Below are 26,420 nucleotides of genomic sequence, written 5' to 3' on the forward strand. Positions count from 1 at the left end.
AAACAACACAACATAACAATTAAACTATTCGAATAAATATGAAAAACTTATCTAAGGGCTCTGTGTGGGGGCCTTTGCAGCCAATTGCTGCTTTTTCTTTGTTTTCACTTATATTTTTGTCTATCTCACGCGTTTTGCTCGCCTTTTGGCAACTTGATCGAATTGACTCTTTCAACGACTTAATTTACATCCTAGGCCAAGGCTTACGCGTAGACATTGCAACACTGTGCTGGTTATTCATCCTCCCTGCACTGCTTTCTGCCCTAATGCCATTAAACGGCAAGATTGGGCAATGCTGGAAATGGATATTGCGCATATGGATGGTTTTAGGGCTTTGGATTCTCGTGTACATGGAACTGGCAACGGCACCATTCATTCAAGAATATGACCTACGCCCAAACCGTCTGTTTGTGGAATACCTTATCTATCCGAAAGAGGTCATGGGCATGCTTTGGACTGGCTATAAGTTAGAGCTGTTTATTGGCGCGTTAGGCACGGCATTAACTCTAGTTTTGGGTTGGAAGTGGAGCAAAAAACTGACCGACAATGCACAGCAGATCAACTGGAAGTGGCGCCCACTATTAGCCATTTTTGTTGTGCTTCTTGGTGTTGCAGGCGCACGCTCGTCTTTAGGCCACCGCCCACTAAACCCAGCCATGGTGGCGTTTTCTAACGATCCACTGCTAAACGACTTAGCATTAAATTCATCTTACTCACTGCTGTTTGCTGTCAACAGCATGAAGTCAGAAAAAAGCGCAGAGCAGTTCTACGGCAAGATGGATAATCAAAAGATGCTGGAGCTAGTTCGCGCTTCGTCAAAAAAGTCCGACTTTGATCCAACATTGCTTCCAACCATGAACAGTAACCCCGCGACTTACCATGGTAAACGTAAGAACTTAGTGATCTTGCTACAAGAGAGCTTAGGAGCGCAATTTGTGGGTTCTTTGGGTGGTCTACCTCTTACGCCAAACCTGGATGAACTCATGGCTGAAGGTTGGCAGTTCACGCAAATGTACGCAACGGGTACTCGTTCTGTTCGTGGTATCGAAGCCGTAACCACGGGTTTTCCACCATCCCCTTCTCGCGCAGTGGTGAAACTAAGCAAAAGCCAAACAGGCTTCTTTACCATCGCAGACTTACTCAAAGCACAAGGCTATCACACGCAATTTATTTATGGCGGTGAAGCAAACTTCGATAACATGAAAACCTTCTTCTTCGGTAATGGTTTTGATCAAATCGTCGAAGAAGATGATTACAATAACCCAAGCTTTGTTGGCTCTTGGGGGGTCAGTGATGAAGACTTATACAACAAAGCAAACGAAGAGTTTGAACGCCTTTCAAAAAGCGACAAACCTTTTTTCAGCTTAGTTTTTACGTCAAGCAATCACAGTCCTTATGAGTATCCGAAAGGTAAAATTGAGCCATACGATTCCGAACACATGACGCGTAATAACGCGGTAAAATATTCAGATTACGCTTTGGGTACGTTCTTTGACAAAGCGAAAAACTCATCCTACTGGGATGATACTATTTTCATTGTCATTGCAGACCACGATGCCCGCGTGTCTGGCGCTAACTTGGTTCCAGTTAAGCACTTCCACATTCCTGCATTGATCATTGGTAAAGACATTCAACCACGTAAAGATGACCGTATCGCAAACAGCATAGATATGCCGCCTACGCTGTTGTCTCTTATTGGCGTAGACGCCAAAACGCCGATGATTGGTCGTGACTTAACGAAACCACTGGCTCGCAAAGATGAACGCGCAATGATGCAATACGACAAAAACTTTGGTTATTTAACGCGTGACAACCTAGTTGTGCTTTCTCCTGGTGAAAAAGTATCGACCCTGGCGTACGACTTTGAAAGCCAAACCATGAAGCCGCTAGAAGTCGATGAATCCGTTATTGAACGCGCAAAAGCAAACGCATTGTTTGCATCTAAGGCGTATCAAAACAACTGGTACGCTTCGAAACGTACCAACTAATATCCGCTGATTCAGTGAAAAGGGAGCCACTGGCTCCTTTTCTTTATTCTGTAAGACTCTTCACTCTTAGAGTACATGGAGGAACGCACACTTTGTATCTAGAAAATCATAGTTCATATGTAGAGAATGAACTTTTCAGGATTGTGTTCGATGACTAAGGCCAACACGTAAACAACGAGGCTTGTTGATATCAAGCCAAACAGAAAGCTGACCCGAAATACTATCGTTGTTATCGTGATAAAACCATAGGCAAATACACCACTATTAATCATAGCGTACAAGTTATCCAGACCAAAACTTGGTAAGGGTGCGCTAATAAATAGGAGTGAAAACATCATAATATTTGAAAATTTTTTAACCCAACTTGGTTTTTGTAGATAAAAACCCGAAATAGAAAAGGACAACAACAGCAATGGCACTAACCCATAATAAGTAAATTTGTAATATGGCGTAATCCAATCTGAACTCTGGTTTAAGAATAGTATTATGCAAGTAACAATGGTCGATGATAACGCTAAAGAAAAACACTTTGTTCCTTTGTAAGGTTTGTCTTCAAAGTTAAATAACTTAAAAATTCCCACTGCAATACCAAGAACAACCCATGCAAATGTCACTAGCTGTAAAAATGCGATCTCTTCGCGGATGGCAAAAAAGCCAAAGTAAATAGCATGATAAAAAGACCAAACCATACCAATTGGTAAACCCAAGGAGAGTTTTTCTAGGAGAATTTCTGACTGCTCTTCGTAATGAATAGTCCACCATACTAGTGCGACATAAGCGAGCAACACACCAAAAATGACAACATATTGCGCTTCTGAGATACTGATAATCATTGGAACTAAGGCTAGGGTTAAGCCAATGATAACAAATAGAATCTGGTAACAAATCGCGGGTAATGTGCAAATAAGTCGCCAAAATACCCTACCGATATCTTGAAGAAGTTCGTAGGTTTGAGCGATAAAATAAGCAACAGCAGCGATAAGAAGCAACACTCCACATAGTTTCATCAGGTTAACTAAGTTAAATAGTTTCACCCAGTCACTGCTTTCTTCGGCTTGCTTCAGTTCTTTTTGAGCGTCATCAATGTGAGCGAGTTCCAATAAGGCATTTTTTCTGTCTTCGTTTTCGAGAAAGTGTCCAAACTCTTGGTTTGCTTCACTCTCCGTTATCACTCCATTTTTGTAAAGAAGATAGATAGTTGAAAGGCTCACTCTTTCTATTTCTGTAAGATCACGAATTTTTTCTTTATTATTAATTTCATTGATAGCTAAAATTTGACTTTCTTTCTTTTCTATATTTTTTGCTGAAATACTTAATGAGCATGTAACACAAAAAATAATAATTAACAGTGAAATAATCGTTTTACACATATGAACGGGATTGCTTTTGACAAGGAAATGTCGAGAAGATAAATGGAATCAAATACAAAGCAAACGATATGTTCATATGCTCGATCCTGAGCCAATAAAATTGAAAGTGATACTTCTCACTATTTCAAACAAGGTACTTTAACTTGGTCTACTGACAAAGCCTGTCTTACCCTTCCGTTAGATTCAACCTCATACTTCTAGTAAATTGAGATACAGACCATGCTAACTATCAATTCATTCGTCCTCTATGTTGAGGACATCCACGTAAGCCAAGCTTTTTACTCGAAACTGTTTGATTGTGAGGTCACGTTTTTGTCTCCAACATTTGCTTCTATGCCACTCGCAAATGGCTTAAAAGTGTCACTCAAGCAAAGTGATGTTCTTTCCCCTTCCAGCGACATCAAAGGTGGTGGCACCGAGTTATCATTTGCAGTGCGCAACCGCCATACGTTAGAGCACGTTTACAACCGTTGGAAAAACATGGGCGTTGAGTTTGCTCAACCACCAATGACTTCGGTGTATGGCTTAAATTTTGTGGCTACCGATCCGGATAAACATCGCATTCGCGTTTTCATTAGTGAATAAAAATGCGTTAAAAATGCTTTTTACCCATTCCCAATGTGACTTCAATAAATTAGACTCAGGGAAACATCAAAAGCTGCGTAGTATATAAGAAGGAATGCCCATGAGCTCAAGTATGATCCTTAGCGAATCTCTAATCGAGAGTGGAAGAGATATCCCCCTCAAAGAACTGCTTTATGCAAAGCGCGTGCTGGATAACTACATGGCGGTAGCAAAAGAGAGCAGCCCACTTGAGCTGTTGACAGAGATGAAATCGGCAGCAAAGCAAGTGGAATACTTTACCACTACGAGTAACCCGTGTGAGGCTCGTAATGTCATCAGTCAGATGATTGAAAAAATCGACACCGCGGAATCTTTTGAGTCGTTCAAGGCTTTAGCAGGCAAGCCCTCACTAGCTCTCAATGAACTGATTGAAGATCGCGCCCAACTGATTAAACATGAGCGAGAATTGCTGCTTGCTTCAGGCTATGACGCCTCGCGTATCTAAGAATAAACGCTAGCTCCCGAGTTTAAAGCTAGCAACGAAAAAGGAGCTCTTAAAGAGCTCCTTTTACTTTCCAAAATCAGGTATAAAAGATCTAGAGGCCGATATCTTCAGTTATTGCTTTGATTTGCTTGAGATCCATTTTATAAACTTCAATCATTTGATCGACCTGACTTAGTCGTGAATTGGCTTCATCGTGTTTATCACACGCGTCCGATTTCACGTCCCAAGATTTACCTTCCAAAAATACATCACACTCTTTTTTGAGTTTCTCGATCTTAGGCAATAATTTCGCCCTTTCTTTCTCTAGAGACTCCAATTCTTGCGAAATTTTCAGCTCTTTTTGAAACACCTCGCGTGATCGTTCAAAGATAGTCGCTTGCATATCCGCTTGACGACTCAACTTCTCATTTTCCGACTTCGTCGTGTTGATCTTATCTGCCTGTTGTTTCAATTGAGACTCTAGCGACAGGTTAACTTTCTCGGCCTCAGTCAATTGCTTTTGTAACTTCTTAAGCGCTTTCTCGTGCGCTTCATCTTTCGCAGCGAGCAGTTCAGTGACTTTATCTTGTATTTCTTGGTCGAGCGCTTCTTCGCGCACTTTTACTTGAGACACCAACTTCGTTTTATCTTGCGTCAACGCTTGGTATTTTTCTTCTAGCACATGATAAGTCGATTCCCACTTGTTCGCAGTGACAATCGATCCAACAAGGCCACCAAATGCCAAGCCTAATACCGCAGCAATCGCGATATAGATATGAGTACGTTTGTCACGCTCTTCAATGACAACAACGTCGTCTTGTTCTTCCATCTTGTTCTGAGAACTCACCGTATACTACTCCAAGGACTCTTTTACTTTGCTAGCGGATCAATTCCGCAAACATAATCGATGCTGTATAAATCAGAAAGGCGCCAATTAATGTTATAACGGTCGCTTTTTGGACTTTTTCATTGGTTCGATAACGAAACAGCACAAATGCTACTGCAATCAACACCGCAATGGCTAATAATCTGGTCATACCGCCTCCTTGTCCACTCATGAAAAACTGCCTAGGTCCATAGACGGTTTCACAAAGATTTATTGTAACTCATTTATACGCCCCATAAGGTCAACTTAGCGTAGATTTTAAAATAAGTGCTTCGATTTTAATCAAATTTGTGTTCTCAATTGAATAACTTATACCGTAATAATCGAAACATATTTATCGTTCTGAAGTGTGTTCTTGGTTCTATTCCCTAGCCCAATGAGTTTTGTTTATGCAGTTGCTCACACAAAAAACTTGGTAAACATAGCTTCGTGAAAATAAGTGGGGTTATTTCGTTGAAAATAAATTGATATAGGGTGTTGAAATGGACCAAAAACATGATAGAGTTCACACGTTAATGATGACCAGCATCATTAACTAACCTTTACTCATTTAATTGAGTAATTGTTCCGATGAAGACTGCAGGAGAGTGGTTATTAATCAAATTGTAACATTTGATTAGCATAACTCGCCGAAGAATTAACTATTTCAGGTGCTACCTAGGTAGCGGGGACTGTAGTTGGAGGAACCTCTGGAGAGAACCGTTAAATCGGTCGCCGAAGGAGCAAGTCTTGCACTCACGCAAGGTGAAACTCTCAGGCAAAAGGACAGAGGAGTGGAAAGTTACAACCTAACTATTTTGCTTGGCCTTCCCGCCTACAACCAATAGCTTAGTTCTTTTAGAGATCATTGATCTCGTCCTTTCCCTCTTCTCCTTATTAGTTGTTTTATTAAGGGGAAATCATGAACGACCTACAATCTTTACTACAAACCATCGATAATTTTGTCTGGGGTCCACCACTGCTTATTTTGCTAGTGGGTACCGGTGTTTACTTCACTTTTAGCCTCGGCTTGATCCAGTTTAAACATCTCCCAACAGCGCTAGCGATGGTATTCAGTAAAGATAAGTCATCTGATAAACAAGGTGACGTTTCTAGCTTTGCAGCACTTTGTACTGCGCTCTCAGCAACGATTGGTACTGGTAACATTGTTGGTGTTGCCACCGCGATCAAACTTGGTGGACCAGGTGCCCTATTCTGGATGTGGCTCGCCGCCCTTTTCGGAATGGCGACTAAATACGCCGAATGTTTGTTAGCGGTTAAATACCGAAGAGTAGATGATAAAGGCCAAATGATTGGTGGCCCGATGTACTATCTGCAATACGGTGTTGGCTCAAAAACCCTCGCGATCATGTTTGCAGTGTTTGCTTTGGGTGTTGCTTGTTTTGGTATTGGTACGTTTCCACAAGTAAACGCGATTCTGGATGCAAGTGAGATATCTCTCGGTGTTGAACGTGAGCTCTCTGCCTTTGTACTAACTCTTTTGGTTGCTTTCGTGACTTTGGGTGGTATCAAATCCATTGCTAACGTTGCAGGAAAAGTGGTTCCTACCATGGCTGTATTTTATGTGTTGGCGTGTCTAAGCGTGATCATCATGAATGCAGACCAATTAGTCAACGCCGTTGAATTAGTGTTGGTCTCAGCATTTACATCAACAGCAGCGACTGGCGGTTTCTTAGGTGCAAGTATCATGCTGGCAATCCAATCAGGTATCGCTCGTGGCGTATTCTCAAACGAATCTGGTTTGGGTAGCGCGCCTATGGCAGCAGCGGCAGCGAAAACAGACTCTTGTGTGAAACAAGGCCTGATTTCAATGACAGGTACCTTCTTTGATACCATCATCATTTGTACCATGACGGGCCTAGCGTTGATCCTTACTGGCGCATGGCAAAGCGACTTTTCTGGTGCAGCAATGACGACTCATGCCTTTGCGGTAGGTTTGAATGCGGATACATTTGGCCCAATGCTGGTGTCAATTGGTTTGATGTTTTTTGCATTCACAACCATTCTTGGATGGAACTACTACGGTGAGCGTTGCGTTGTGTTCCTCTTTGGTACAAAAGCGGTGCTTCCTTATAAGCTGATTTTCGTTGGTTTGGTGGCATCAGGCGCGTTCCTCCATCTAGACATGATTTGGCTACTCGCCGATATCGTAAATGGTCTGATGGCGATTCCTAACCTAATCGGTTTGATCGCACTGCGTCACGTCGTGCTGGCAGAAACCAAGCTGTTCTTTAGCTCAGCATCGCAATCTGATGAAATTGAAGCAGTAAAAGCTTAGTGACATGACAAGTGTTCAGTAATGAACCGTCAATCGCTGAAAGTAAATTGGAAATGGTAAAAACATAAAGCCCGCTGGTATTCAGCGGGCTTTATTTTATCTTAAGTTAAGCGGTTAATCTCTCAACCATTGATGCTCAACCTTTTCTCCACGTTCTTGAAAAAACTTCGCATTTTTTTGCTTGAATTGATCCGACTTCAGCTCTGATAGCGGCCAGTCTGAAAACGCCTCTGTTACGAACGAATCTCCAACCCCAACTTCAATCGATTCAAGATGCTTCCCGATGTAGCGATAAAAGTAGCTCTGCCCCAGTGCATCACAAACCATCGGCACATGTCTCATGCGTTGATGGTTGACGGATACTGAAGCCCAAGTTGTCGTTTTAGGTTCGCAGCTTTGCTCTTTTACAACATCAACTTCAAATTTATTGTCCATTGTTGTCGAGACAAAAACGACAATACCGTCATTCATATACACACGTCGAAGTAATAGCTGTTTCGTGTCTTGAGTTCGCGTCTGTTGTATTCCATTGGAAAATGGCTCGAAATAGCCCCAGTGCCAAGACCAGGTCATGCCACGTTGCGCAAACTGTACCTGTGGCCATGTCTGCCAAACAATGGCACCAACCACGCCAGTAATAAACACAACGAGCAATATCAAAAGGTGGTAAATATTGCGCATTACACGGGCTTTTCAATCAATAACTTTACGCCAAGTGCGACTAAGACAGCGCCCGTCGCCCCTTCCATCCACTTCATAAAGCTTGCATTCTTTAACAGGCTCTTAGCTGAGTTAAGTGCGCCAGCCAAACCACACTGCCAAACCATCGCAATAATAAAGTGCACGGATGCCATCATCATTGATTGAAGCAAAGGAGAACCTTCTGGATTCACAAACTGTGGCAAGAACGCCAAGTAGAAAACTGCCGTTTTTGGGTTCAAGACGTTAGAAAGAAAGCCCTCTCTAAAAGAGCGTTTGCCATTAAACACTTCATGAACCTGCTCAGTCACTGACAAACCATTCTTCGACGACATCAGGGCTTTTAAACTGCTCAGACCAAGCCAAATAAGATAAGCTGCACCAATCATTTTTACGATTTGGAACAACTCTGCAGATTGCGCCAGAATGGCCGAAATACCAACCGCTGAAAAGAAAGCATGCACAAATAAGCCAAAGCAAATCCCTAAACTGGTTGTACATCCGTCTTTTAAACCCGCGCGACTGGTATTACGGATAACAAGGGCCGTATCTAAACCCGGCGTTAGCGTTAAAATAGTGATGGCAATAATAAATGCCTCAAAATTCAAGATATCCATATTATCGTGATAATTAATTGTTAATCCGTCATCAATACCGTCAATCCACGAGATTCGCAAGCTTCTTTTTTAAGAGAGCTATACAACTGAGTGAATTTATGGACAATGAGTGACGATTAATTGTTAATTATTAGTAAATTAACGCAGGTTGTTTCGTGCAACTCGACGTAAAGGACCCGTTATCGGGTGTTTAGGGAAAGAACAAAAGAATAAGAGTAGTCACATGAAAGCATTTACAAAACTCATTGAACATTCCAAAAAAGTGGCAAACTTTGAGCACCTCTCTGCCATCATAGGTTGGGACCAAGCAGCGGTCATGCCATCTGGTGGCGCTGAAGCACGCTCCAATGCTATGGCAGAGCTTGATGTACACATCCACTCATTGATGACTCAGCCACACTTGGGCGAGCTTTTCGCTCAGGCAGAAGAAGAGACGCTATCTGCGAGTGAAAAGTCCATCCTACGAGAAATGAAACGTGAATGGCAACAAGCTAACTTGCTACCAGAATCATTAGTTCAAGCTCAATCTCTTGCTGGCTCCAAATGTGAGCATGCATGGCGTACGCAACGAGGAGAAAATGACTGGTCTGGCTTTGAAAAGAACTGGGCAGAAGTCGTCAAGCTATCGCAAGAAGAAGCGCAAATTAGAGCCGAAGCAAACGGCACAACGCCTTACGATGCCATGCTTGATATTTATGAACCAGGCACAACGTCTGCATCGTTAGACACGCTTTTTGCTGACGTAAAAACGTGGCTACCTTCCTTGATAGACGAAGCGCTTGAAAAACAGCAATCAGACAACATCTTATTGCCAACTGCGCACTACCCTGCGGAAAAACAAAAAGCGCTGGGACTGGAAGTCATGAAGCTACTTCAATTCGATTTTGAACACGGTCGGCTTGATGAAAGTGTCCATCCATTTTGTGGCGGTGTGCCAACAGATGTGCGTATTACAACACGTTATGATGAAAGCGAGTTTGTCCAATCATTGATGGGGATCGTCCACGAAACTGGCCATGCCCGATACGAGCAAGGGCTACCAAAAGATTTAGCAGGAACGCCAGCTGGTCAAGCCCGCTCTATGGGAATTCATGAGTCACAATCGCTCTTCTTTGAAATGCAAATAGGACGAAACAACGCATTTATCGACCACCTTGCTCACATGGCTTCCAAGCATTTTTCTGGGGATGAATTTGAAAAAGACAATCTAGCCAAAATCTACACTCGCGTAGAGAAAGGCTTTATTCGCGTAGATGCGGACGAATTAACATACCCTGCCCACGTTATTCTTCGATATGAGATTGAACGTGATCTTATGAACGGTGCCATCAAGCATACAGACGTACCAGAGCTCTGGAACGAAAAAATGAAAGCGTATTTGGGGCTCTCAACGGAAGGGAATTTCAAAAACGGTTGTATGCAGGACATTCATTGGACGGATGGAAGTTTTGGATATTTCCCGTCTTACACTCTCGGTGCGATGTACGCAGCCCAGTTCATGGCCGCAATGAAGCAAACAGTAGATGTGGACGCGGTTATTCGCTCTGGCGATCTGACGCCGATATTCCATTGGCTGTCGAAGAACATCTGGAGTAAAGGCAGCTTATTAACAACAGATGATCTCGTAAGAGAAGCAACGGGTGAAACACTAAATGCTAAGCACTTCCAAGCGCACCTAAAAGGCCGCTACCTGTAAATAGAAAAAGAATAGAACGTAAAAGCCCAAGGTTCGTATGTTCCTTGGGCTTTTTTAGGCTCTTTCTATACTATGCCAAGCTAGGGATAAGCCTTGGCTTGTACAAACAATCCTCGCCTTCAGGTCTGGTTTTAAAACGGCGGTGAAGCCACATATATTGGCTCGGACTTGCCATGATTGATGTTTCAACTATCTTATTCACGAAAACTGCCGCACCTTGAGGATCTTCTTTCGGGAAACCGTTGACTGGCGCACTAATCGTCAAGGTATAGTGTCCGTCTTTTCCTCTTACCATCGTAAAAGGCACAATGGCACAATCTGTCGAATCAACCAGCAGACTTGTACCTGTCGTCGTGCAAGCATTTTTAACGGCAAATAATGGCGCAAACGTCGAGCGTCGGTTTCCATAATCATGATCCGGTGCATACCAGACCCGCTCACCCGTTCTAAGCGCTTCAAGCATGGCTTTAACGTTCTTGCGATCAATAAGCGTACGATTAGAGCGAGAACGTCCCTTGTATTGAAAGTAATCAAAACACGGATTGTTGTTTGGGCGATAAACACCAGTGCCAGACTTTTTAATGCCAAAAGCACGAGCACCTAACTCTAAGTTCATCGAGTGTACGGCCAACATTAATGCCCCCTTGCCTGATTTTTCTAAAGCCTCGAGGTGCTCCATTCCTTTTATCGTAACGTGTTTGTTTACCCGTTTATCAGGCCAAAACCATGCCATCGCGGTCTCAAATAGCGCAATACCTGTATTGTCGATATTGTCTTTTAAAATTGCTTCGCGTTGGCATTCTTCCATCTGAGGAAAGCAAAGCTCAAGATTGCGTCTAATCGTAACTTGACGTTTTTTCATGATTCGCATGGCTAAACGGCCAATGCCACGTCCTAATGCTAACTGAACTTTGAAAGGAAGGAGACTGAGTAAGTACATCACGCTGATGATAATTAAGGTTCCCCAGTAACGAGGCAAAAGAAATTCAGCCTTGAATTCAGGCTTTTGGTATTTATTCATGTGAGTATTGTCAGATGTGCCCATCTATAAGTGATAAAAACAATGATAATGGACTGCACTTTTATCATTGATAGCGCTAATAACATAAATTAAAGCGCGCGGATTCTATGGTTCTTCGACACACTACACAATAAGAACTTTGCAGAAATATGTAGGGGGATGAAAAAGCAGCAAAGATGAATCACCACGTTAACATCGATTGGAGTGATTAATCTACCACACCTTCATAAAGTTTGGACAAACATAACTTTGTGTTTTCAATGCGCTAGATAATGGTGTTTTTTTAACCCCATAATGCAGCTATCATGAAAATAACAATAAACATGATAACCATTACCCTGAATAAGTAAGACAACTTTCCGGTGCCACCTTTTGGCGCTTGGTTACAGCATCCCATTGTGTTTCTCCATCGTTTCATTTCGATATGGCGTTAATGTACTCCTTGACCTTAGGGGAAAGTCAAACCTTTACCTAAAGGTTCTAATTTATCGCTATAAGTGTTTATTTATCCGACATATCACTCGTTTATATCCCATGGAAATAAAGCGCGTTGTTTTCAGCTCATTTTCGGATAAATACATACCGTTTTTCGCTATATACCCACTATTTATGAGGAATCTACAATACGCGAGTCTTACTTGTAGCACGCTACTTTTACAACCTAGAAGTTGTGCGCTCATCCATTAAAGGTATCGAATGAGCAATATCGTTAAATCCGCCGTTAAATTGAGTGTTTTCTCTATCATCATGATTACCGTAACTTCGGTCGACAGCATAAGGAACATTCCTGGGGCGGCTTTGTTTGGTAGCCATGCCATTTCTTTCTTCTTACTTGCTGGACTCTGTTTTTTTGTCCCTACAGCGCTAGTGTGTGCTGAGCTAAGTACCACTTATCCAAAGCAAGGTGGTGTATATCTTTGGGGCAAAGAAACACTAGGGCCAAACTTTGGCTTTGCCACCGTGTGGTATCAATACGCTGAAAATATTGTTTACTATCCACCGTTAATTTCATTCATTGTTGCCACGGGGGCCTACCCTTTTTTCCCAGACCTGGCGCAAAACAACATGTTTATGTTGGTGATGATTAATGTGATTTTTTGGGCGTTAACTTTAGTTAATATCTTTGGCTTGCGCCTCTCTTCCCTGATTACAAATGTATTCGGCACCCTAGGTTTGATATTTCCGATTCTATTGATTATCGGATTAGGCGGGTACTGGGCGTATACCCATCCTGGTGAGTCTCATATCTCGCTTCGCCACGTATCTGACTGGTTGCCGGACCTTTCTCAAGATGGGATCGGAGCGGGTTTTACTGCGGTAGTTCTGTCACTTACAGGCCTTGAAATCACGACCTCTTATGCAAGCGAAGTCGAAAATCCGCAAAAAGCCTATCCCAAAGCTCTGCTGATCTCCACAATCTTAATCTTGGTTTCTCTGACGGCGTGCTCACTGTCCATTTCTTCGGTCGTCTCAAGTGACCATTCTAGTTTGAGCGAAGGAGTGATACTTGCCTTCAAAGCTTTTTTTGATGATCTGCACCTCTCATTCCTGCTGCCTGTCATTGCCCTTGCTATTGTTTTTGGCACGCTTGCAAGCCTGAATAACTGGATAATCGCCCCGACTAAAAGTCTGCATGTTGCCGCAAAAGATAGTTTCATGCCGATGTCGCTCGCCAAAGAAAACCGCAACCAAGCTCCCGTCTCATTGTTGCTCTTGCAAGGCGCGATTGTTAGCGTGCTCTCTTTGGTTTTCATTTTTGTTCCAAACGTCAATCAAGGCATGTGGCTATTGAATATCCTGATGACTCAGCTCTATATGGTGATGTACATCTGTATTTTTGTTAGCTTTTTGGTCTCACGCTACAAACACGCAGATATTGAGCGCCCATTTCGAATTGCGGGCGGAAAAATAGGAATGTGTTTAGTGGCAGGATTAGGCTTGATGAGTTGCTTGGTGACGATTGTTGTATCTTTTGACGTACCAGCAGGAATTAGCGCAAAAACTGGGGCATATGCACTGATATTAGGGTTTATCACATTTAGCCTCCCAGCGTTCGCCGCCGTGATGTATCGCAATCGAAAACATCGTCAACAAAGCAAAATTCTTGAGGTACTAGTAAGTTAACTATTGGATTGACATTAAAAAGCCGCAGCAATTTCTCGCTACGGCTTTTTATTTGGCATCACAAGTTGTGTTAGTTATCCGTGTCCTACAGTCTTGGATAACAGGTTAACAATCATCACACCAGTGAGGATAAACCCAATGCCAACAAGCGCCGGCAAATCTAGCCGCTGTCCATAAACAAAGTAGCCAACCGTCGCAACTAAAACAATACCCGCCCCACTCCATATGGCGTAAACAACCCCAACAGGCATCGTTTTTACCGTGACGGAAAGCAAGAAGAAAGCAATGCCGTAACCAATCAGAACGACTGTACTCGGCATCATTTTCGTAAATTGCTCTGTTTTGGGAATATAGGAAGTGGCAATCACTTCACATACAATCGCGATCGACAGCGCCAACATTGGCGGCATAGAGACAAGCATTTTGAACATAAGGCATTAACGCTCAACAGAAATGTAACCGACAACACGTCCGGATAATTAGGTCGCGCATTATACCAACTCATCTCTCGATGGAATACCTCTTACTCAAGCAGCTTCAAAATGCAGGATTCACAGCGTGATCACTTGAATATAGAGACATTCACACGCCATCGCTTTCACTCACTTCTTGATGAGTAAGCGACAAGCCTGCTTTTTGGTGCTGCCGAGCAATTTCAAAGTAGATGTGCATATCAATTGGCTCTGGTGTATTGAGTAGCATCTTGCCCACTTCTCGTTGAAAGTGACCATAATTACCTAACTCATCCGTCAGCCCTAGCTGCTCGTAAGAAGCTTCATTGGCAAACATTCCATAGGCATACTGATAATGACTTAGATCCTTGCTCTTATCATGACCAAGCTCTTGAAGGGCTTGATCAATTTCTTTCGGCGTATAAGTATCTTTATCGCCAAACAAGCGCAATAGTACGCTAGGAACCTCTTGAGCGATGCTCTGAATTTTTGTCTTTCTTTTAAAAATACCGAACATAATGTCCTCCACTGACGATGTTTCCAAATACACACTTTAATGCATATTGGTGAGCTGATTGTTTTTAGTATGGCTCATTAATCTGAGACTTCCTTACAACGAAGTCACTTTCGCATATTAACGTGATCACATAATTACCAGCAAATAGTACGACCAGCGTTTCAAACATATCTCATCAGAAACTCCGCTCTAGTCACAATTGTGTGACAGCTTCGAGCTCGGTTTACCATAATGTAAAGAGTAGATTGAAAAGTCATATTTCGTATCGACATCTAAACTTAATTAAGTTAGCTTTAGAAGTATAGACGTCTAGATTGACTATACTTAGGGAGAGAAAGTCGTGCCAATTAGAATTCCAGATCAATTACCAGCTACCGATGTGCTAAGGACAGAGAACATCTTCGTAATGAGTGAAACGCGTGCTGCGAGTCAGGAAATACGTCCTTTACGAGTGCTGATCCTGAATCTGATGCCAAAAAAAATAGAAACTGAAACTCAGTTTTTGCGTCTACTCTCAAACAGCCCATTACAAGTCAATGTCGAGTTATTGCGCATTGATAACCGCCCAAGCAAAAATACGCCAACCGAACATTTGGATACTTTTTATCGTCAATTTGAAATGGTGAGAGATAAAAATTTCGATGGCATGATCATTACTGGTGCGCCACTAGGTTTGGTTCAATTTGAAGATGTCATTTATTGGGACCACCTAAAAACCATCATGGAATGGGCAAAAGATCATGTGACATCGACTCTTTATGTCTGCTGGGCAGCACAAGCAGGGTTGAAGTTGCTCTACGATCTACCTAAAAAAACGCGTAAAGAAAAACTTTCAGGCGTGTACCATCACCAGATTCATCATCAATTCCATCCTATGTTACGTGGGTTTGATGACACATTTTTAGCGCCTCATTCACGCTATGCCGACTTTTCACCTCACTTTTTAGAAGAACATACCGACTTAGACATCCTAGCCACATCGGATGTTGCAGGTGTTTACTTAGCTACAACAAAAGACAAGAGAAATGTGTTTGTTACTGGGCATCCTGAATACGATTCGCATACCTTACATAACGAATATGTCCGCGATTTAAGCGAAGGCATGGAACCAGCCATTCCCGTCAACTACTATCCAAACAACAATCCTGATAATCCACCAATTGCCAGTTGGAGAAGTCATGGACATCTCCTCTTTTTAAACTGGCTGAACTACTGCGTTTACCAGCAAACACCTTATGATCTTGATCACTTCAGTGAAGACGCTTTTACTAAAGACGATTAACCTCAAAGCACGCAAACAAAGCGCTTATGATGCCTAAATGTAATATGTGAACCAAGCCGCCATATGGCGGCTTTTTCATACCAGTTTGCAAACCTGATCGCATAGTGTTTTTTCCTCCATAGGCTTTTGCTACGTAATTCATATCATGCTGGGAGATTCAGGGATGTAGGGACAAAGAATGAAAACAACAAAGCTCGGTGCACTACTATTAATCTCTCAGTTTGCACTTGTGGGCTGCGTGACGGTGAAAGAAGATGGTAGCCCTGTCGTTAAAGCCGATCCTGTAGCAATGGCAGAATCACGTATCGCACTTGGCCTAGGTTATTTAGAAGGCGGCAATATGATTCGCGCGCATGATAACTTGCAACAAGCCTTAACCCACGCACCTCAATACTATCGTGCTCAGTTATCGATGGCTCACTACTATGAAACGGTTGGTGAAGATGCTAAAGCCGAGCAAATGTATAAACGTTCTCTACGCCAACACACCAAAAACGGTAACGTGCTCAATAACTACGGCACCTTTCTTTGCAAGCGGGGTGACTTCGAGAAAGCCGATCAAATGTTTAATCGAGCCATTGAGCAACCTTATTACTATCTCATTCCGGCCAGTTATGAAAACGCCGCATTTTGCGCGTTGAAGTCACAAGATAAAGACAAAGCGAAATACTACTTCGCCCGAGCTATTGATCATGACCCTCATAGGCCAAAATCTATTTTGCAGCTAGCCAAGCTAGAAATTGATAGCGGCAATTACACTGAAGCCAGAATTCGATTAATGAGATTTAATCAAATGTATGGCGTTAAGAAACCCTCTTTACAGCTCATGATTCAACTTGAACGTGCAGCAGGTAATGAAGCACTCGAGAAAAAATATCAAAAGCAATTGGAGAGGTTTTCTTAACACGACATCATGATAAAGAAGGTGTACTCGCTCACAGACACTACTGAACTTGACTAAGAATCCAGTGAATTAAAACCCACGGTGAAACATTCATCCTGTACATAAACTTCAAATTCGGTACTATTTGAACGGAATAAGTGACCAAGTCACGTTATAAAAGTGCGCTAGTAAAACGAAATTTGTACATCATACTGTTTCTACTATTGATTTGGGGCGCATTGATAAATGCTAAATATTACTGACATGCACCAGAAGGAAGTTGAAGCCGGATGAAACCTGCCTGCACTCTGTTATCACTCACTTTGCTGAGTTCGCCTTTTGTCGTCAGTGCACAAGAAAATATTGAAAAAACATTCACGTTTGGCATTGTTTCCAATAAAGCTCAAAGCAAAATCAAAAAGTCGGCGCCTTTCACGCAGTACGTGACCAATGGTTTGGCTGAATACGGATACACCAAGGGTGCTGTAAAAGTATTTAAAAATTATCGCCAGCTCGCGGTGGCACTTGAAAATGGCACCGTTCAAATTGCAACAGCCACCCCCTTCAATGCAATGACCCTCGAGGCAGAGTCTGGTAGCCAAGCCATTGCCATACGCTGGAAAAAAGGTTTACAAAAATATCATACGGTATTCTTTACCCACAAAGAGAGTGGTATCGAGTCGATTTCTGACCTGCGCGGAAAAACACTTGTTTTTGAAAAGCGTACATCCACCAGCAGCTATTACTTACCCGCTATTACACTGCTTAATCAAGGGGAGAAATTAGAATACCTCCCCTCCTCCGATGACAAACCAGCCAAAGACAGTATTGGATATTTATTCCTTGACGAGCACTTGGCTCAATCGAATGAAATCAACCTGTCAGTATGGGTGTATAAGCAGAGAGTCGCAGCAGGAGCGTTCAGCAATTTCAATTGGAGCAACCCTAAAGATCTTCCAGAAAGCATGAAAGGCAAACTAACGATTTTCGCTCGCTCGGTAGAAATACCTAGAGACTTAATTCTCGCCTCTCCGACCTTAAGCCAAGATCAGCAACATAAAATCACGTCAATATTGCTCGGTATGGAGGCATCTCAGCAAGGTGCCCTAGCACTTAAACAGTTCCAAAACACGAAAAAGATCACCGCTCTAACGCCAGAAATGTCCGCGTCCTTAAATACCGTTCGAACATCTATTCACTTGTTACCGAAGGTGGATTGATGTTCCATAAACTCTCACTCGAAACTAAATACATTTGCTCGACCATTTTTGTTGTCCTGTTTGTCGTAGTGATAAACCTCGTACTATATATGCATGGTTACGATACGTACTCAAATAACTTAACCCGCCAAATCACCGAGAACTCACAAGAAAAAACAGAGTCTTACGTCAAGCAAAAAGGATTGGTTTACGCAGAGTTATTATCAAAGCAACTTTTTGACCCACTCTATACGGATAATATCAGCCAAGCATACGAGCAGATTAAAGCAACATTAAGCCAACCAGATGTCTCGAAGATACACGTTGTTGATAATGAAGGGCTAATCTTTCACGACGGTACGACTCAGCTGAGTATGTTTGCCCAGCCTCATTACCGTTCTCGCTTTATTTTAAAAGCAATAGAAGAGTCTAGAATTCTCATTTCTTTTTCTAAACATCAATTAGAAATTGCGGCACCGATTCAGCAATCGAATATCACACTGGGCGCGGTGTATCTTGAACTCAACCTAGCACATCTATTAGAAGAGAAAGAACAAAACATTGCGCAAGTACAAGCGCTTACCTCAAACGATAAGCAAAAGATGTTTAACTTGCTGCTCACGATCAGTGCGATATCCGTTCTGCTCGGAAGTGCCATCGCGTATGCTTTGGGTCGCTCATTAATAAAACCACTCAAACAACTTAAAGAACAATTTACAGAGTCAAATACTCAAGCACTGCCAATCACTGATATAAAAAGTAAAGATGAAGTGGGTGATCTTATTTCGGCGTATAACAAAATGTCGAACAAAGTGAACCGATACACAAGCCGGGTGGAGTTCATGGCGTATCACGACATTCTTACCTCCCTGCCTAACCGAGAAAAGTTGCTCATTGATATCCAAAAGCAAATAACGAACCGCAGATCTCCCTCACTCGCGGTTGTTTTTATTGATCTGGATGACTTTAAACATATTAACGATAACTACGGGCATAGCATCGGAGATAAATTGCTAGGTCATCTCGCCTCAGAACTTCAAGGTCGTTTGCCGAGTTACTTCCAGCCTCTTTACCGTCTTTCAACCATCGTAAGCCGAGTCGGCGCTGACGAATTTGTGCTGGTCTTTCCATGCAAAGACAGCCTCCACGCTAGAGAAAAAGCGGACGATATTCATCGCCAATTGCTTTCTCCTTTTAATTTGGAAGAGAACGATATTCAAATTACGGCAAGCCTTGGAGTCGCGGTGTATCCGGAATTTGGCTCAAACGCAGAGTCTCTTTTACAACTCTCCTCACTGGCGGCGCAAGAATCTAAACGACGCGGCAAAGATATCATGACGATATACGATTCCGCGTTTGATGAGACCGTGAAGCAACGCTTATACATAGAAAAGGAACTGCGCCGCTCAATACGTGATTTATCTCAGTTCGAGCTTTGGTATCAACCCCAGTTCGACCTCAACACCTACCAGTTGATTGGTGTCGAAGCATTGGTTAGGTGGAATCACCCAGAGAAGGGTTATATCAGCCCAGAATTATTTATCCCGATTGCAGAACAAAGTGACTTAATTTTAGAGCTTGGTGAATACCTCATCGAGACAGCAATTAGCCAGCGAGCACAATGGGCGGGTCATTTCACTGCTGATTTTCATATCGCATTAAATTTGTCTCCTAGGCAGATCTACCGCCAAGATTTAAGTCAGCTCTTTTCGAAATATTTACAACAATATCAAGTCCCCCCTCAAACCATTCATGTTGAAGTGACAGAGTCTCTGTTTATTGATGATATTGAGAAAGCGCAGTACGTGCTCAAAAAATTACAAGCTAACGGCGTAGAAGTGTGGCTAGATGATTTTGGAACTGGGTACTCAGCCCTCGCCTACCTACAACAAATGTCGTTTGATGGGCTTAAAATTGACCGTTCATTTATCGCTCAAATCCAAAAAAATGAACAAGATGATTCATTAGTCCGTGCGATTATATCCATGGCTCATAACCTAAGAATGAGAGTGGTAGCTGAAGGCATAGAAACCCAGACCCAACTAACAAGGATGGAATCGCTTCACTGCGACGTTGTTCAAGGCTTTTTCTTGGGTAGACCGGTGCCGGCAGAAGAAATCATAGAGTTTGAGCAACAACGCCAAGCAATAGATGACTCAACCGCCAGCAACTATGCTTAACTGAATAATTTATCGCGTTCATTGAATTAAAGGGGATTCGTTCTGCAATATTGGTCACACTTCGCCATCTCGCAAGTATGAATTTCCTCTTAAAATCTAACATTTGAGATAGGTAAACTACACTTTTCATATCAACTCTTTGGATATGGAAACGCGTGTGGTCGGGATATTTGCTTGGAACAACCTGTCTGTAAAGCAGAAACTTTTTGGATTGGTCCTACTACCAATCTTATTGTTATTGCTTCTTGCAGGTAAACATGTACAAAACCTCTCTATCCAAGCTCAAGAACTTCAAAAAGCACAGCTCTTCTCCCAATATATAGATCGTGTTTCCTCACTGTATTATTTGACGAGCGATCCAAGGGTCGCGAATAACGCTCAAGAAACCCGCCAGCTCGTTCAAACTTTACAAGATACAGCTTCACCTGTTTTTGGCGACAATGCCGATATATTAAATCAGCTCACGAATTTCGAAGAAGCAACACTGTCAATGCTCTCGTCCAATAATACAGAAGATAAGTTAGATGCTGCTGAGTGGCGTGCCGACACATTCAAAGAGATTCTTTTGAGTTTGGATAGAGTCTATTTCAGCCATGTAAGTTATGAAACCAATACTCACCTCTCCTCATTGATGCAGCTTGAGTGGTTAATGTTTTGGTCAACAGAAGAGCATAGACTCAGCAAATACTTAGTGGAATCTACAGAGCAGGGGCAGATTTACGATCCAGCTATCCAAGCCAGTATCCAATCATTAATCCAGAACCAACAACTGCTGTTCGAACGCTTTGTCACACTTAATGCGAATAAGCAGCAAGTCAACCTCCTCATCGAAACCTTTACCGATAATGTCTTTGCTAAAAGCCAAGCATTTCGAGCCAATTTGTTGCAGCCATCAAACCTTAGAGTATTGACACCCACTCAAATAGATGACGGGTTATCTGCGCTTTATAAACGCTTAAGTTTATTACGTAACGTTGATGACCAGATGGAACAGCAACTTATTAAGGATATATCCAAGACGATCAGTGAAACAACACAGCACCGCATTGGCTTCATTGCGCTAATGAGCCTCGTGACATTGCTGGTTGTGAGTTTGACACTGAGGTTAGTGCGCAAAGTCACTGGCAACTTGAATTTAGTCCTCGAATTCCTAAGTCGAGACACTTACGAAGAGGACAACAATGAAAACTCACCACTGACAGAGTTGACCAAAGGGAAAGATGAGCTCAGTAAGTTTGCTAAAGAGGTAAAAAAACTGAGTTACGAACGTGAGCAGTCAAGACAAAAGTTAACTCAAGCCAAAGAAGATGCTGAAAAGGCGAAAGATGATGCCATCGAGGCAAGCAAAGCCAAAAGTAGCTTTCTGGCGAATATGTCTCATGAGATTCGAACCCCGTTAAACGGCGTTATTGGCATTTCAGAAGTTTTGTCAGACACGCCGCTAACGGCGACACAGCGTGATTATGTCGACACGATAGAAACCTCCTCGCAATTACTGTTGAGCCTAATAAATGATGTTCTGGACTTCTCTAAAATTGAATCTGGTATGTTGCTTATCAGCCCTCATTCAACCGGTGTTCGTGAATCCATCTACGATATTGCTTCTATTATTTCCCCGAAAGCGAAAGAAAAAGGCATCGACGTTCAAGTCAGCATCAGCCGCAATACGCCCTATCACGTTATGTTGGATGATCACCGTATACGCCAAATTATCATGAACTTCATGTCCAATGCCGTAAAGTTCACCGAACAAGGCTGCGTTGAACTCTCTGTCATCACTAGAGAAATCAAAAATGGTGAAGCGAGCATCGAGTTTTCAGTCAAAGACTCAGGGATCGGTATTGATGAGCAGCAACAAAAAAAGATATTTGCTCCTTTCGCCCAAGAAGATAACTCCACCACCCGACAGTTTGGAGGGACAGGGCTCGGGCTTGCAATTAGCACGCAGCTGGTAGAGTTGATGGGCGGTGAGATTCAGCTTGAATCCGAGAAAGGAAAAGGTAGCCGATTTTTCTTCAAACTTACGGCTCCAATTGTGACTCAAGAGTTCAATGGCTATCACTCCCTTAATCACAACGATATATGGATAGTTTGCAACAACCCTACTTTGGAGCAAAAGCTGCGTGACGAGTTGAGCTTTTTCCACATCAATGTTCAGCAATCAGTAAATACACTGGATGCTCTGCCAACGTGGATTGATAACGAGCGCATCATTGTTATCAACGTAGAAACTTCTCCAAATACCGCAGCCAAACATCTAGGTGAAATGAAAAGACTTTGCATGCAAAATGTTCGAGTTTGTCTTATTAAACACCTTCATAGCGCCCAACGTGATTTTGGTAACAGCATTAGTGCATTGGTCACTCAACCCCTCTTAGGACAGCGCTTAGTAAAAGCACTTGAAACTTGTGCTGCAAACTTCTCTCAAGTAAACAAAGAGAACACGACCACACCCAATGCTAAGACTTTCCCAAAAATCTTGGTGGTCGACGACAACACCGTCAATCAAAAAATCGCTGGATTACACGTCACAAAAGCGGGCTTCGACTTTGATATCGCCGTAAACGGAGAAGAAGCCGTAGATATGTTTCAACAGAATCAATACTGCTTAATCTTAATGGATTGCATGATGCCGGTGATGGATGGGTTTGAAGCAACCAAAATGATCCGTCAAATTGAAGCCAAAGAAAAACGGACGATCAGAATCCCAATTATCGCGCTAACAGCAAGTGTAGTCGATGATGACATTCAAAAGTGTTTTGATGTTGGAATGGATGATTATGTGCCCAAACCTTTTAAAGCGGGTTTGTTGAAAGAGAAATTAGATAAAGCCATTGGACTACGCATTTCCAATATTGCTTCTGATGAAAAGCGACTGGCAACAAACACCACTCACACTCCTGAAAAAACCTCGCATGCTGAACAATCAGAAGCGACCGTGACGCCTATTCGCTCAGAACGGATTTTGCTCGTCGAAGATAACAGAGTAAATCAAAAAGTCGCTTCGCTGCTGTTATCCAAAGCTGGTTATCAATTTGAAGTGGCCGAAAACGGACAGGTTGCGGTCGAAATGTTCCAAAAAGACGGTGGGTTCGACATCATTTTGATGGACTGCATGATGCCGATCATGGATGGGTTCGAAGCCTCGCGACAAATACGCGCCTACGAAGCAAGTAAGGGTCTTCCGAAGACTCCCATCATCGCGCTAACGGCAAGTGTTGTGGATGATGACATTCAACGCTGCTTCGATTCAGGCATGGACGCTTATGTACCCAAGCCTGTTCGTAGAGAAAAGCTGTTGTACCAGATTGAAAATGCGATATAGGTAGCGATGATGAGCGGCGACATTTCTCTCCTCTGTTTTCTTTTGCGCTGCATAAAACGCTACCTATTCATTGTTGTTTTCCTTCTACCCATAGATAGTCAAGTACTTGCTGCAGAGAGCTACGCCGTTTTCTCGTTTAATAATGAGTTCTCGCCCCTAACCATCAATAAAGCGCGAAAGTTGTACAGAGGAAAAACGCAACTCTTACAAGGGCAGAGAATTGAGCTATCTGACTGGCCAGCGACATCAGCGGAGAGAGCGGAGTTCTATCGCTACCTTCTCAATAAAAACTTGGCGCAAATGAACGCGCACTGGGCAAGCTTGTCTTTTTCAGGCAAAGCGAGACCACCCAAAGTGATTGCAAACTCTAGCATTGATGCGCTGATCACGTGGATGCAAGAAAAGCCCAATCGGATTGGTTATGCCCCTGCGTCGAGCGTGCCTGGAAATGCTCGTATTTTGTGTGTGGTGAGCTCGGAGGATTAATATGAAAAAATATTTGACCATGTTATCACTGAGTGTTGTCGCCTTTCCGAGCTTAGCCACCATTGAGTTATCAGATCACCTGTCTTTGAGTGGTTTTGGTTCGACATCTTGGTCTAAGTCGGATAACTCCACAACGGTTCTCGTCAACCGCTTTATTCATGATGAAGCCTGCTACGATTGTGACACAACCTTCGGCCTGCAACTTGATTACTTTTACAAGGCATTTCGAGCATCCGCACAGATAGTCAAGCGTCCGCAAGATCATTGGAACTCGCCCCAATTAGAGTGGGCATATTTAGCTTATACCTATAAAAATGTAGAGATACGTGGGGGACGATTGAGGCTGCCGCTGTTTTTGATGTCTGAGTATAATTATGTCGGTCACGCTTTTACTCAAGCTCGACCACCAAATGAAGTGTATGACAGCATATTAGGCATCACCGCTTACAATGGTTTATCCATTCGCTGGAATCACGACCTCAATGAGCAAATCATGCTTACTGCAATGCCGTTTATAGGGTTTAAAGACAGCAGTGATGTCACCCTCAACGAAGACACTGAACTGAAGATCGAATCAGACAACACAGCCGGAATAAACTTAACACTCAGCGGAAATGCCTACCGTTTGAACTTTTCTTATCTACATGGCGATTATGACCAAACTACGGTTCTCTCCAATACCAAGCAATCCACACCTGAAGGGGGAGCCATGTTAATTGACCGCTTGGTTCTAAAAGAAAAAGGCAACACGATTGACCAGTTTTCTCTAGGAGTAAGGTATGAGCTTGATAACCTTGTGATAATGGCTGAAGGACAAACCAGCAACATTTCCTCCTCTTGGTACGCAACAACGAGTTACAACGTGAATAAATTGACCCCCTACATAGTTTACGGCCAGCAGTTTAATAGCAGTGATACAAAGAATGGGGACAGCTATCTGTTTGGGGTGAGATACGACCTAGATTATAACGTGTCACTGAATGTTGAATGGCAAAAGTTTAACGCCCACAATAACGATACTGGCGCGTTTTCATCAATACCAGAAGATAACAGCGCCAATCTTTACACCCTGATGTTAAATTTCGTTTTTTAACTTTTCTATACTGACTCCGTATAAACCATGGGCATTTACCTTTGTTATCGTTGATACATGTTGTGCGTGATTTGACGCTCTTTGTAATAGAATTCTTTGTCATGTTCGCCTATCTCTCGCAATACACGACACGGGTTCCCTACCGCAACAACATCACTTGGTATATCTTTCGTTACCACGCTACCAGCACCAATTACGCTGTTTTCTCCAATCTTGACGCCAGGCAATACCACTGAGTTAGCGCCGATCCATACATTATCACCAATATGAATAGGGATATTGAATTGCGCAACTTCTCTTCTGAGCTCCGGTTCAATCGGGTGGCCTGCCGTTGCTAGTGTCACATTGGGTCCAATCATGACGCTATTGCCAATGTAGATATACGTATCATCGACTAGGGTTAAGTTAAAGTTTGCATACACGTTATCACCAACGTATGTATGCCTCCCCCAATTCGCTCGAAGCGGCGGCTCAAAATAGCAGTTGTCACCAACAGCGCCGAGCAAACGTCGTAATATTTCTGTGCGCTTTTCAGATTCAGAAGGCCGAGTTTGATTGTAATCGTAAAGAACTTCTAAACACTGTGTTTGCTGCTCGACTAACGCTTCATCATTACAAAAATATATTTTCTGACTATGAAGCATTGATTCACTATCCATAATATCCTCCGTTCTATCTGCCCAGTAGCCTCAGGCTGCTGGAACACCTCGCAGTACGAGTTCCTGTCAAGATTGGCTAACAGAATGCATGATGTCGTTTTTTGCAATAAGTTTAATGACATGCTTGCGAGGCCTAACGCAAAATACCGAATAACTTGAAAGAAATATGTGAATCAGACGAGTAAATAACACAAAGCTCGATGCAGAGTTAGCTTTGTTTATCTCGTTTCATTTTCAAGCGCTTTTCTTTACGTCGTAACGCTCGGAAAAACTTCGACTCCTCGTGATACCAGCCGATAACACTAACCGGGAAGCCCACTAGCATCATGATAAAAAGATCCGCGGGCAGCTGCTCCAAAATATCACTCAGGGAGTGCAGCTCACCAAAAATGAATAAACCAATGACTTTACCAAGCAATAGTGCGCAACAAATCATAAAAAAAGACTTCATGATGTAATGCCATTTGCCTTTTTTACGCTCTTCTCGCCAATAGGCATATTTATGTTGTCGGTCGTACATTCATCCCCCCAAGTGACAATGTCACTAGCCACAAACATTCAGGCAAAGTAACGGCTTTAGCTGCACTCTAATGATAGTGTGAATCAGAAGCGAATGC

23 protein-coding genes and 1 riboswitch are annotated in these 26,420 nt (G+C 42.7%); of the genes, 13 read left to right on the top strand and 10 right to left on the bottom strand.

Annotated elements, in window-relative coordinates:
- Positions 1-38 precede the first annotated feature (38 nt).
- On the top strand, positions 39-1,988 hold the full coding sequence (locus F7Y48_RS00810) for an LTA synthase family protein (RefSeq protein ID WP_258507909.1): 1,950 nt from the start codon (positions 39-41) through the stop codon (positions 1,986-1,988).
- 113 nt (positions 1,989-2,101) lie between these two features.
- Here F7Y48_RS00810 and F7Y48_RS00815 read toward each other — a convergent pair whose 3' ends face one another.
- A complete protein-coding gene (locus F7Y48_RS00815; protein WP_316679697.1) occupies positions 2,102-3,358 on the bottom strand; it encodes an MFS transporter permease in 1,257 nt (418 codons plus the stop codon).
- 219 nt (positions 3,359-3,577) lie between these two features.
- Between F7Y48_RS00815 and F7Y48_RS00820 the strand changes: the two genes are divergently transcribed.
- Positions 3,578-3,943: a VOC family protein gene (locus F7Y48_RS00820; RefSeq protein WP_256954937.1), complete on the top strand. Its 366-nt coding sequence runs from the start codon at positions 3,578-3,580 to the stop codon at positions 3,941-3,943.
- A 100-nt stretch (positions 3,944-4,043) separates the two neighbouring features.
- Positions 4,044-4,427 carry a hypothetical protein gene (locus F7Y48_RS00825; RefSeq protein ID WP_012841882.1) on the top strand — a complete coding sequence of 128 codons (384 nt, stop codon included), beginning with the start codon at positions 4,044-4,046 and terminating at the stop codon, positions 4,425-4,427.
- 91 nt (positions 4,428-4,518) lie between these two features.
- Here F7Y48_RS00825 and F7Y48_RS00830 read toward each other — a convergent pair whose 3' ends face one another.
- Both F7Y48_RS00830 and F7Y48_RS00835 read right to left on the bottom strand, forming a co-directional pair.
- Positions 4,519-5,253: a chromosome partitioning protein ParA gene (locus tag F7Y48_RS00830; protein ID WP_316679698.1), complete on the bottom strand. Its 735-nt coding sequence runs from the start codon at positions 5,251-5,253 to the stop codon at positions 4,519-4,521.
- A gap of 31 nt (positions 5,254-5,284) precedes the next feature.
- Positions 5,285-5,443: a hypothetical protein gene (locus F7Y48_RS00835; protein WP_005377784.1), complete on the bottom strand. Its 159-nt coding sequence runs from the start codon at positions 5,441-5,443 to the stop codon at positions 5,285-5,287.
- A 528-nt stretch (positions 5,444-5,971) separates the two neighbouring features.
- Positions 5,972-6,071, top strand: a riboswitch (glycine riboswitch).
- Positions 6,072-6,193: 122 nt separating this feature from the next.
- On the opposite strand from F7Y48_RS00835, the gene F7Y48_RS00840 reads away from it, so the two are divergent.
- A complete protein-coding gene (locus F7Y48_RS00840; protein WP_316679699.1) occupies positions 6,194-7,570 on the top strand; it encodes a sodium:alanine symporter family protein in 1,377 nt (458 codons plus the stop codon).
- Positions 7,571-7,684: 114 nt separating this feature from the next.
- Here F7Y48_RS00840 and F7Y48_RS00845 read toward each other — a convergent pair whose 3' ends face one another.
- Positions 7,685-8,251, bottom strand: coding sequence for a hypothetical protein (locus F7Y48_RS00845; RefSeq protein ID WP_005393418.1), 567 nt, complete (start codon positions 8,249-8,251; stop codon positions 7,685-7,687).
- A complete protein-coding gene (locus F7Y48_RS00850; protein WP_005393419.1) occupies positions 8,251-8,886 on the bottom strand; it encodes a LysE family translocator in 636 nt (211 codons plus the stop codon). The genes F7Y48_RS00845 and F7Y48_RS00850 overlap by 1 nt, the downstream gene beginning before the upstream one ends.
- A 223-nt stretch (positions 8,887-9,109) precedes the next feature.
- Between F7Y48_RS00850 and F7Y48_RS00855 the strand changes: the two genes are divergently transcribed.
- Complete coding sequence (locus tag F7Y48_RS00855) at positions 9,110-10,582, top strand: carboxypeptidase M32 (RefSeq protein ID WP_182036546.1); 1,473 nt, start codon at positions 9,110-9,112, stop codon at positions 10,580-10,582.
- Positions 10,583-10,652: 70 nt separating this feature from the next.
- On the opposite strand, the gene F7Y48_RS00860 is transcribed toward F7Y48_RS00855, so the two are convergent.
- Positions 10,653-11,603 (bottom strand): LpxL/LpxP family Kdo(2)-lipid IV(A) lauroyl/palmitoleoyl acyltransferase, encoded by a 951-nt coding sequence (locus F7Y48_RS00860; RefSeq protein ID WP_258507932.1) that lies wholly within the window; start codon positions 11,601-11,603, stop codon positions 10,653-10,655.
- A 696-nt stretch (positions 11,604-12,299) separates the two neighbouring features.
- Here F7Y48_RS00860 and F7Y48_RS00865 point away from each other — a divergent pair.
- The gene (locus tag F7Y48_RS00865; RefSeq protein ID WP_316679700.1) at positions 12,300-13,727 is read left to right on the top strand and encodes an APC family permease; all 1,428 of its coding nucleotides are present in this window, start codon (positions 12,300-12,302) and stop codon (positions 13,725-13,727) included.
- 74 nt (positions 13,728-13,801) lie between these two features.
- Here F7Y48_RS00865 and F7Y48_RS00870 read toward each other — a convergent pair whose 3' ends face one another.
- Both F7Y48_RS00870 and F7Y48_RS00875 read right to left on the bottom strand, forming a co-directional pair.
- Positions 13,802-14,137, bottom strand: a complete 336-nt coding sequence (locus F7Y48_RS00870) for a DMT family transporter (RefSeq protein ID WP_065646842.1) — start codon at positions 14,135-14,137, stop codon at positions 13,802-13,804.
- A gap of 172 nt (positions 14,138-14,309) precedes the next feature.
- The gene (locus F7Y48_RS00875) at positions 14,310-14,696 is read right to left on the bottom strand and encodes a DUF6559 family protein (protein ID WP_012841885.1); all 387 of its coding nucleotides are present in this window, start codon (positions 14,694-14,696) and stop codon (positions 14,310-14,312) included.
- Positions 14,697-15,036: 340 nt separating this feature from the next.
- On the opposite strand from F7Y48_RS00875, the gene metA reads away from it, so the two are divergent.
- From metA to F7Y48_RS00910, 7 genes are all read left to right on the top strand, one after another.
- Positions 15,037-15,978 (top strand): homoserine O-succinyltransferase MetA, encoded by a 942-nt coding sequence (gene metA, locus F7Y48_RS00880; RefSeq protein WP_316679701.1) that lies wholly within the window; start codon positions 15,037-15,039, stop codon positions 15,976-15,978.
- Between the two features lie 178 nt (positions 15,979-16,156).
- Entirely contained in the window at positions 16,157-16,882 is a 726-nt protein-coding gene (gene pilW / locus F7Y48_RS00885; protein ID WP_053807335.1) for a type IV pilus biogenesis/stability protein PilW, read from the top strand.
- 269 nt (positions 16,883-17,151) lie between these two features.
- Positions 17,152-18,081, top strand: a complete 930-nt coding sequence (locus tag F7Y48_RS00890; protein WP_316679702.1) for a phosphate/phosphite/phosphonate ABC transporter substrate-binding protein — start codon at positions 17,152-17,154, stop codon at positions 18,079-18,081.
- Complete coding sequence (locus tag F7Y48_RS00895; RefSeq protein WP_258507937.1) at positions 18,081-20,240, top strand: GGDEF domain-containing phosphodiesterase; 2,160 nt, start codon at positions 18,081-18,083, stop codon at positions 20,238-20,240. The genes F7Y48_RS00890 and F7Y48_RS00895 overlap by 1 nt, the downstream gene beginning before the upstream one ends.
- Positions 20,241-20,397: 157 nt before the next feature.
- Entirely contained in the window at positions 20,398-23,565 is a 3,168-nt protein-coding gene (locus F7Y48_RS00900; protein WP_395205868.1) for a response regulator, read from the top strand.
- A gap of 9 nt (positions 23,566-23,574) precedes the next feature.
- Complete coding sequence (locus F7Y48_RS00905) at positions 23,575-24,051, top strand: hypothetical protein (protein ID WP_104971622.1); 477 nt, start codon at positions 23,575-23,577, stop codon at positions 24,049-24,051.
- A 1-nt stretch (position 24,052) separates the two neighbouring features.
- Positions 24,053-25,144 carry a sulfate ABC transporter permease gene (locus F7Y48_RS00910; RefSeq protein WP_316679704.1) on the top strand — a complete coding sequence of 364 codons (1,092 nt, stop codon included), beginning with the start codon at positions 24,053-24,055 and terminating at the stop codon, positions 25,142-25,144.
- 44 nt (positions 25,145-25,188) lie between these two features.
- Here F7Y48_RS00910 and F7Y48_RS00915 read toward each other — a convergent pair whose 3' ends face one another.
- Positions 25,189-25,803 (bottom strand): sugar O-acetyltransferase, encoded by a 615-nt coding sequence (locus F7Y48_RS00915; protein WP_104971620.1) that lies wholly within the window; start codon positions 25,801-25,803, stop codon positions 25,189-25,191.
- A gap of 208 nt (positions 25,804-26,011) precedes the next feature.
- Positions 26,012-26,323, bottom strand: a complete 312-nt coding sequence (locus F7Y48_RS00920) for a hypothetical protein (RefSeq protein WP_046874879.1) — start codon at positions 26,321-26,323, stop codon at positions 26,012-26,014.
- Positions 26,324-26,420 lie beyond the last annotated feature (97 nt).

Source organism: Vibrio sp. 2-1-2a, assembly GCF_032648565.1.
GTDB lineage: Bacteria > Pseudomonadota > Gammaproteobacteria > Enterobacterales > Vibrionaceae > Vibrio > Vibrio diabolicus.

Bases quoted from the DNA above. Each gene is read 5' to 3' on its own strand.
- F7Y48_RS00810 (WP_258507909.1), top strand. From the start codon at position 39: ATGAAAAACTTATCTAAGGGCTCTGTGTGGGGGCCTTTGCAGCCAATT.
- F7Y48_RS00815 (WP_316679697.1), bottom strand. From the start codon at position 3,358: ATGTGTAAAACGATTATTTCACTGTTAATTATTATTTTTTGTGTTACA.
- F7Y48_RS00820 (WP_256954937.1), top strand. From the start codon at position 3,578: ATGCTAACTATCAATTCATTCGTCCTCTATGTTGAGGACATCCACGTA.
- F7Y48_RS00825 (WP_012841882.1), top strand. From the start codon at position 4,044: ATGAGCTCAAGTATGATCCTTAGCGAATCTCTAATCGAGAGTGGAAGA.
- F7Y48_RS00835 (WP_005377784.1), bottom strand. From the start codon at position 5,443: ATGACCAGATTATTAGCCATTGCGGTGTTGATTGCAGTAGCATTTGTG.
- F7Y48_RS00840 (WP_316679699.1), top strand. From the start codon at position 6,194: ATGAACGACCTACAATCTTTACTACAAACCATCGATAATTTTGTCTGG.
- F7Y48_RS00845 (WP_005393418.1), bottom strand. From the start codon at position 8,251: ATGCGCAATATTTACCACCTTTTGATATTGCTCGTTGTGTTTATTACT.
- F7Y48_RS00850 (WP_005393419.1), bottom strand. From the start codon at position 8,886: ATGGATATCTTGAATTTTGAGGCATTTATTATTGCCATCACTATTTTA.
- F7Y48_RS00855 (WP_182036546.1), top strand. From the start codon at position 9,110: ATGAAAGCATTTACAAAACTCATTGAACATTCCAAAAAAGTGGCAAAC.
- F7Y48_RS00860 (WP_258507932.1), bottom strand. From the start codon at position 11,603: ATGAATAAATACCAAAAGCCTGAATTCAAGGCTGAATTTCTTTTGCCT.
- F7Y48_RS00865 (WP_316679700.1), top strand. From the start codon at position 12,300: ATGAGCAATATCGTTAAATCCGCCGTTAAATTGAGTGTTTTCTCTATC.
- F7Y48_RS00870 (WP_065646842.1), bottom strand. From the start codon at position 14,137: ATGCCGCCAATGTTGGCGCTGTCGATCGCGATTGTATGTGAAGTGATT.
- F7Y48_RS00875 (WP_012841885.1), bottom strand. From the start codon at position 14,696: ATGTTCGGTATTTTTAAAAGAAAGACAAAAATTCAGAGCATCGCTCAA.
- pilW (WP_053807335.1), top strand. From the start codon at position 16,157: ATGAAAACAACAAAGCTCGGTGCACTACTATTAATCTCTCAGTTTGCA.
- F7Y48_RS00890 (WP_316679702.1), top strand. From the start codon at position 17,152: ATGAAACCTGCCTGCACTCTGTTATCACTCACTTTGCTGAGTTCGCCT.
- F7Y48_RS00895 (WP_258507937.1), top strand. From the start codon at position 18,081: ATGTTCCATAAACTCTCACTCGAAACTAAATACATTTGCTCGACCATT.
- F7Y48_RS00905 (WP_104971622.1), top strand. From the start codon at position 23,575: ATGAGCGGCGACATTTCTCTCCTCTGTTTTCTTTTGCGCTGCATAAAA.
- F7Y48_RS00910 (WP_316679704.1), top strand. From the start codon at position 24,053: ATGAAAAAATATTTGACCATGTTATCACTGAGTGTTGTCGCCTTTCCG.
- F7Y48_RS00915 (WP_104971620.1), bottom strand. From the start codon at position 25,803: ATGGATAGTGAATCAATGCTTCATAGTCAGAAAATATATTTTTGTAAT.
- F7Y48_RS00920 (WP_046874879.1), bottom strand. From the start codon at position 26,323: ATGTACGACCGACAACATAAATATGCCTATTGGCGAGAAGAGCGTAAA.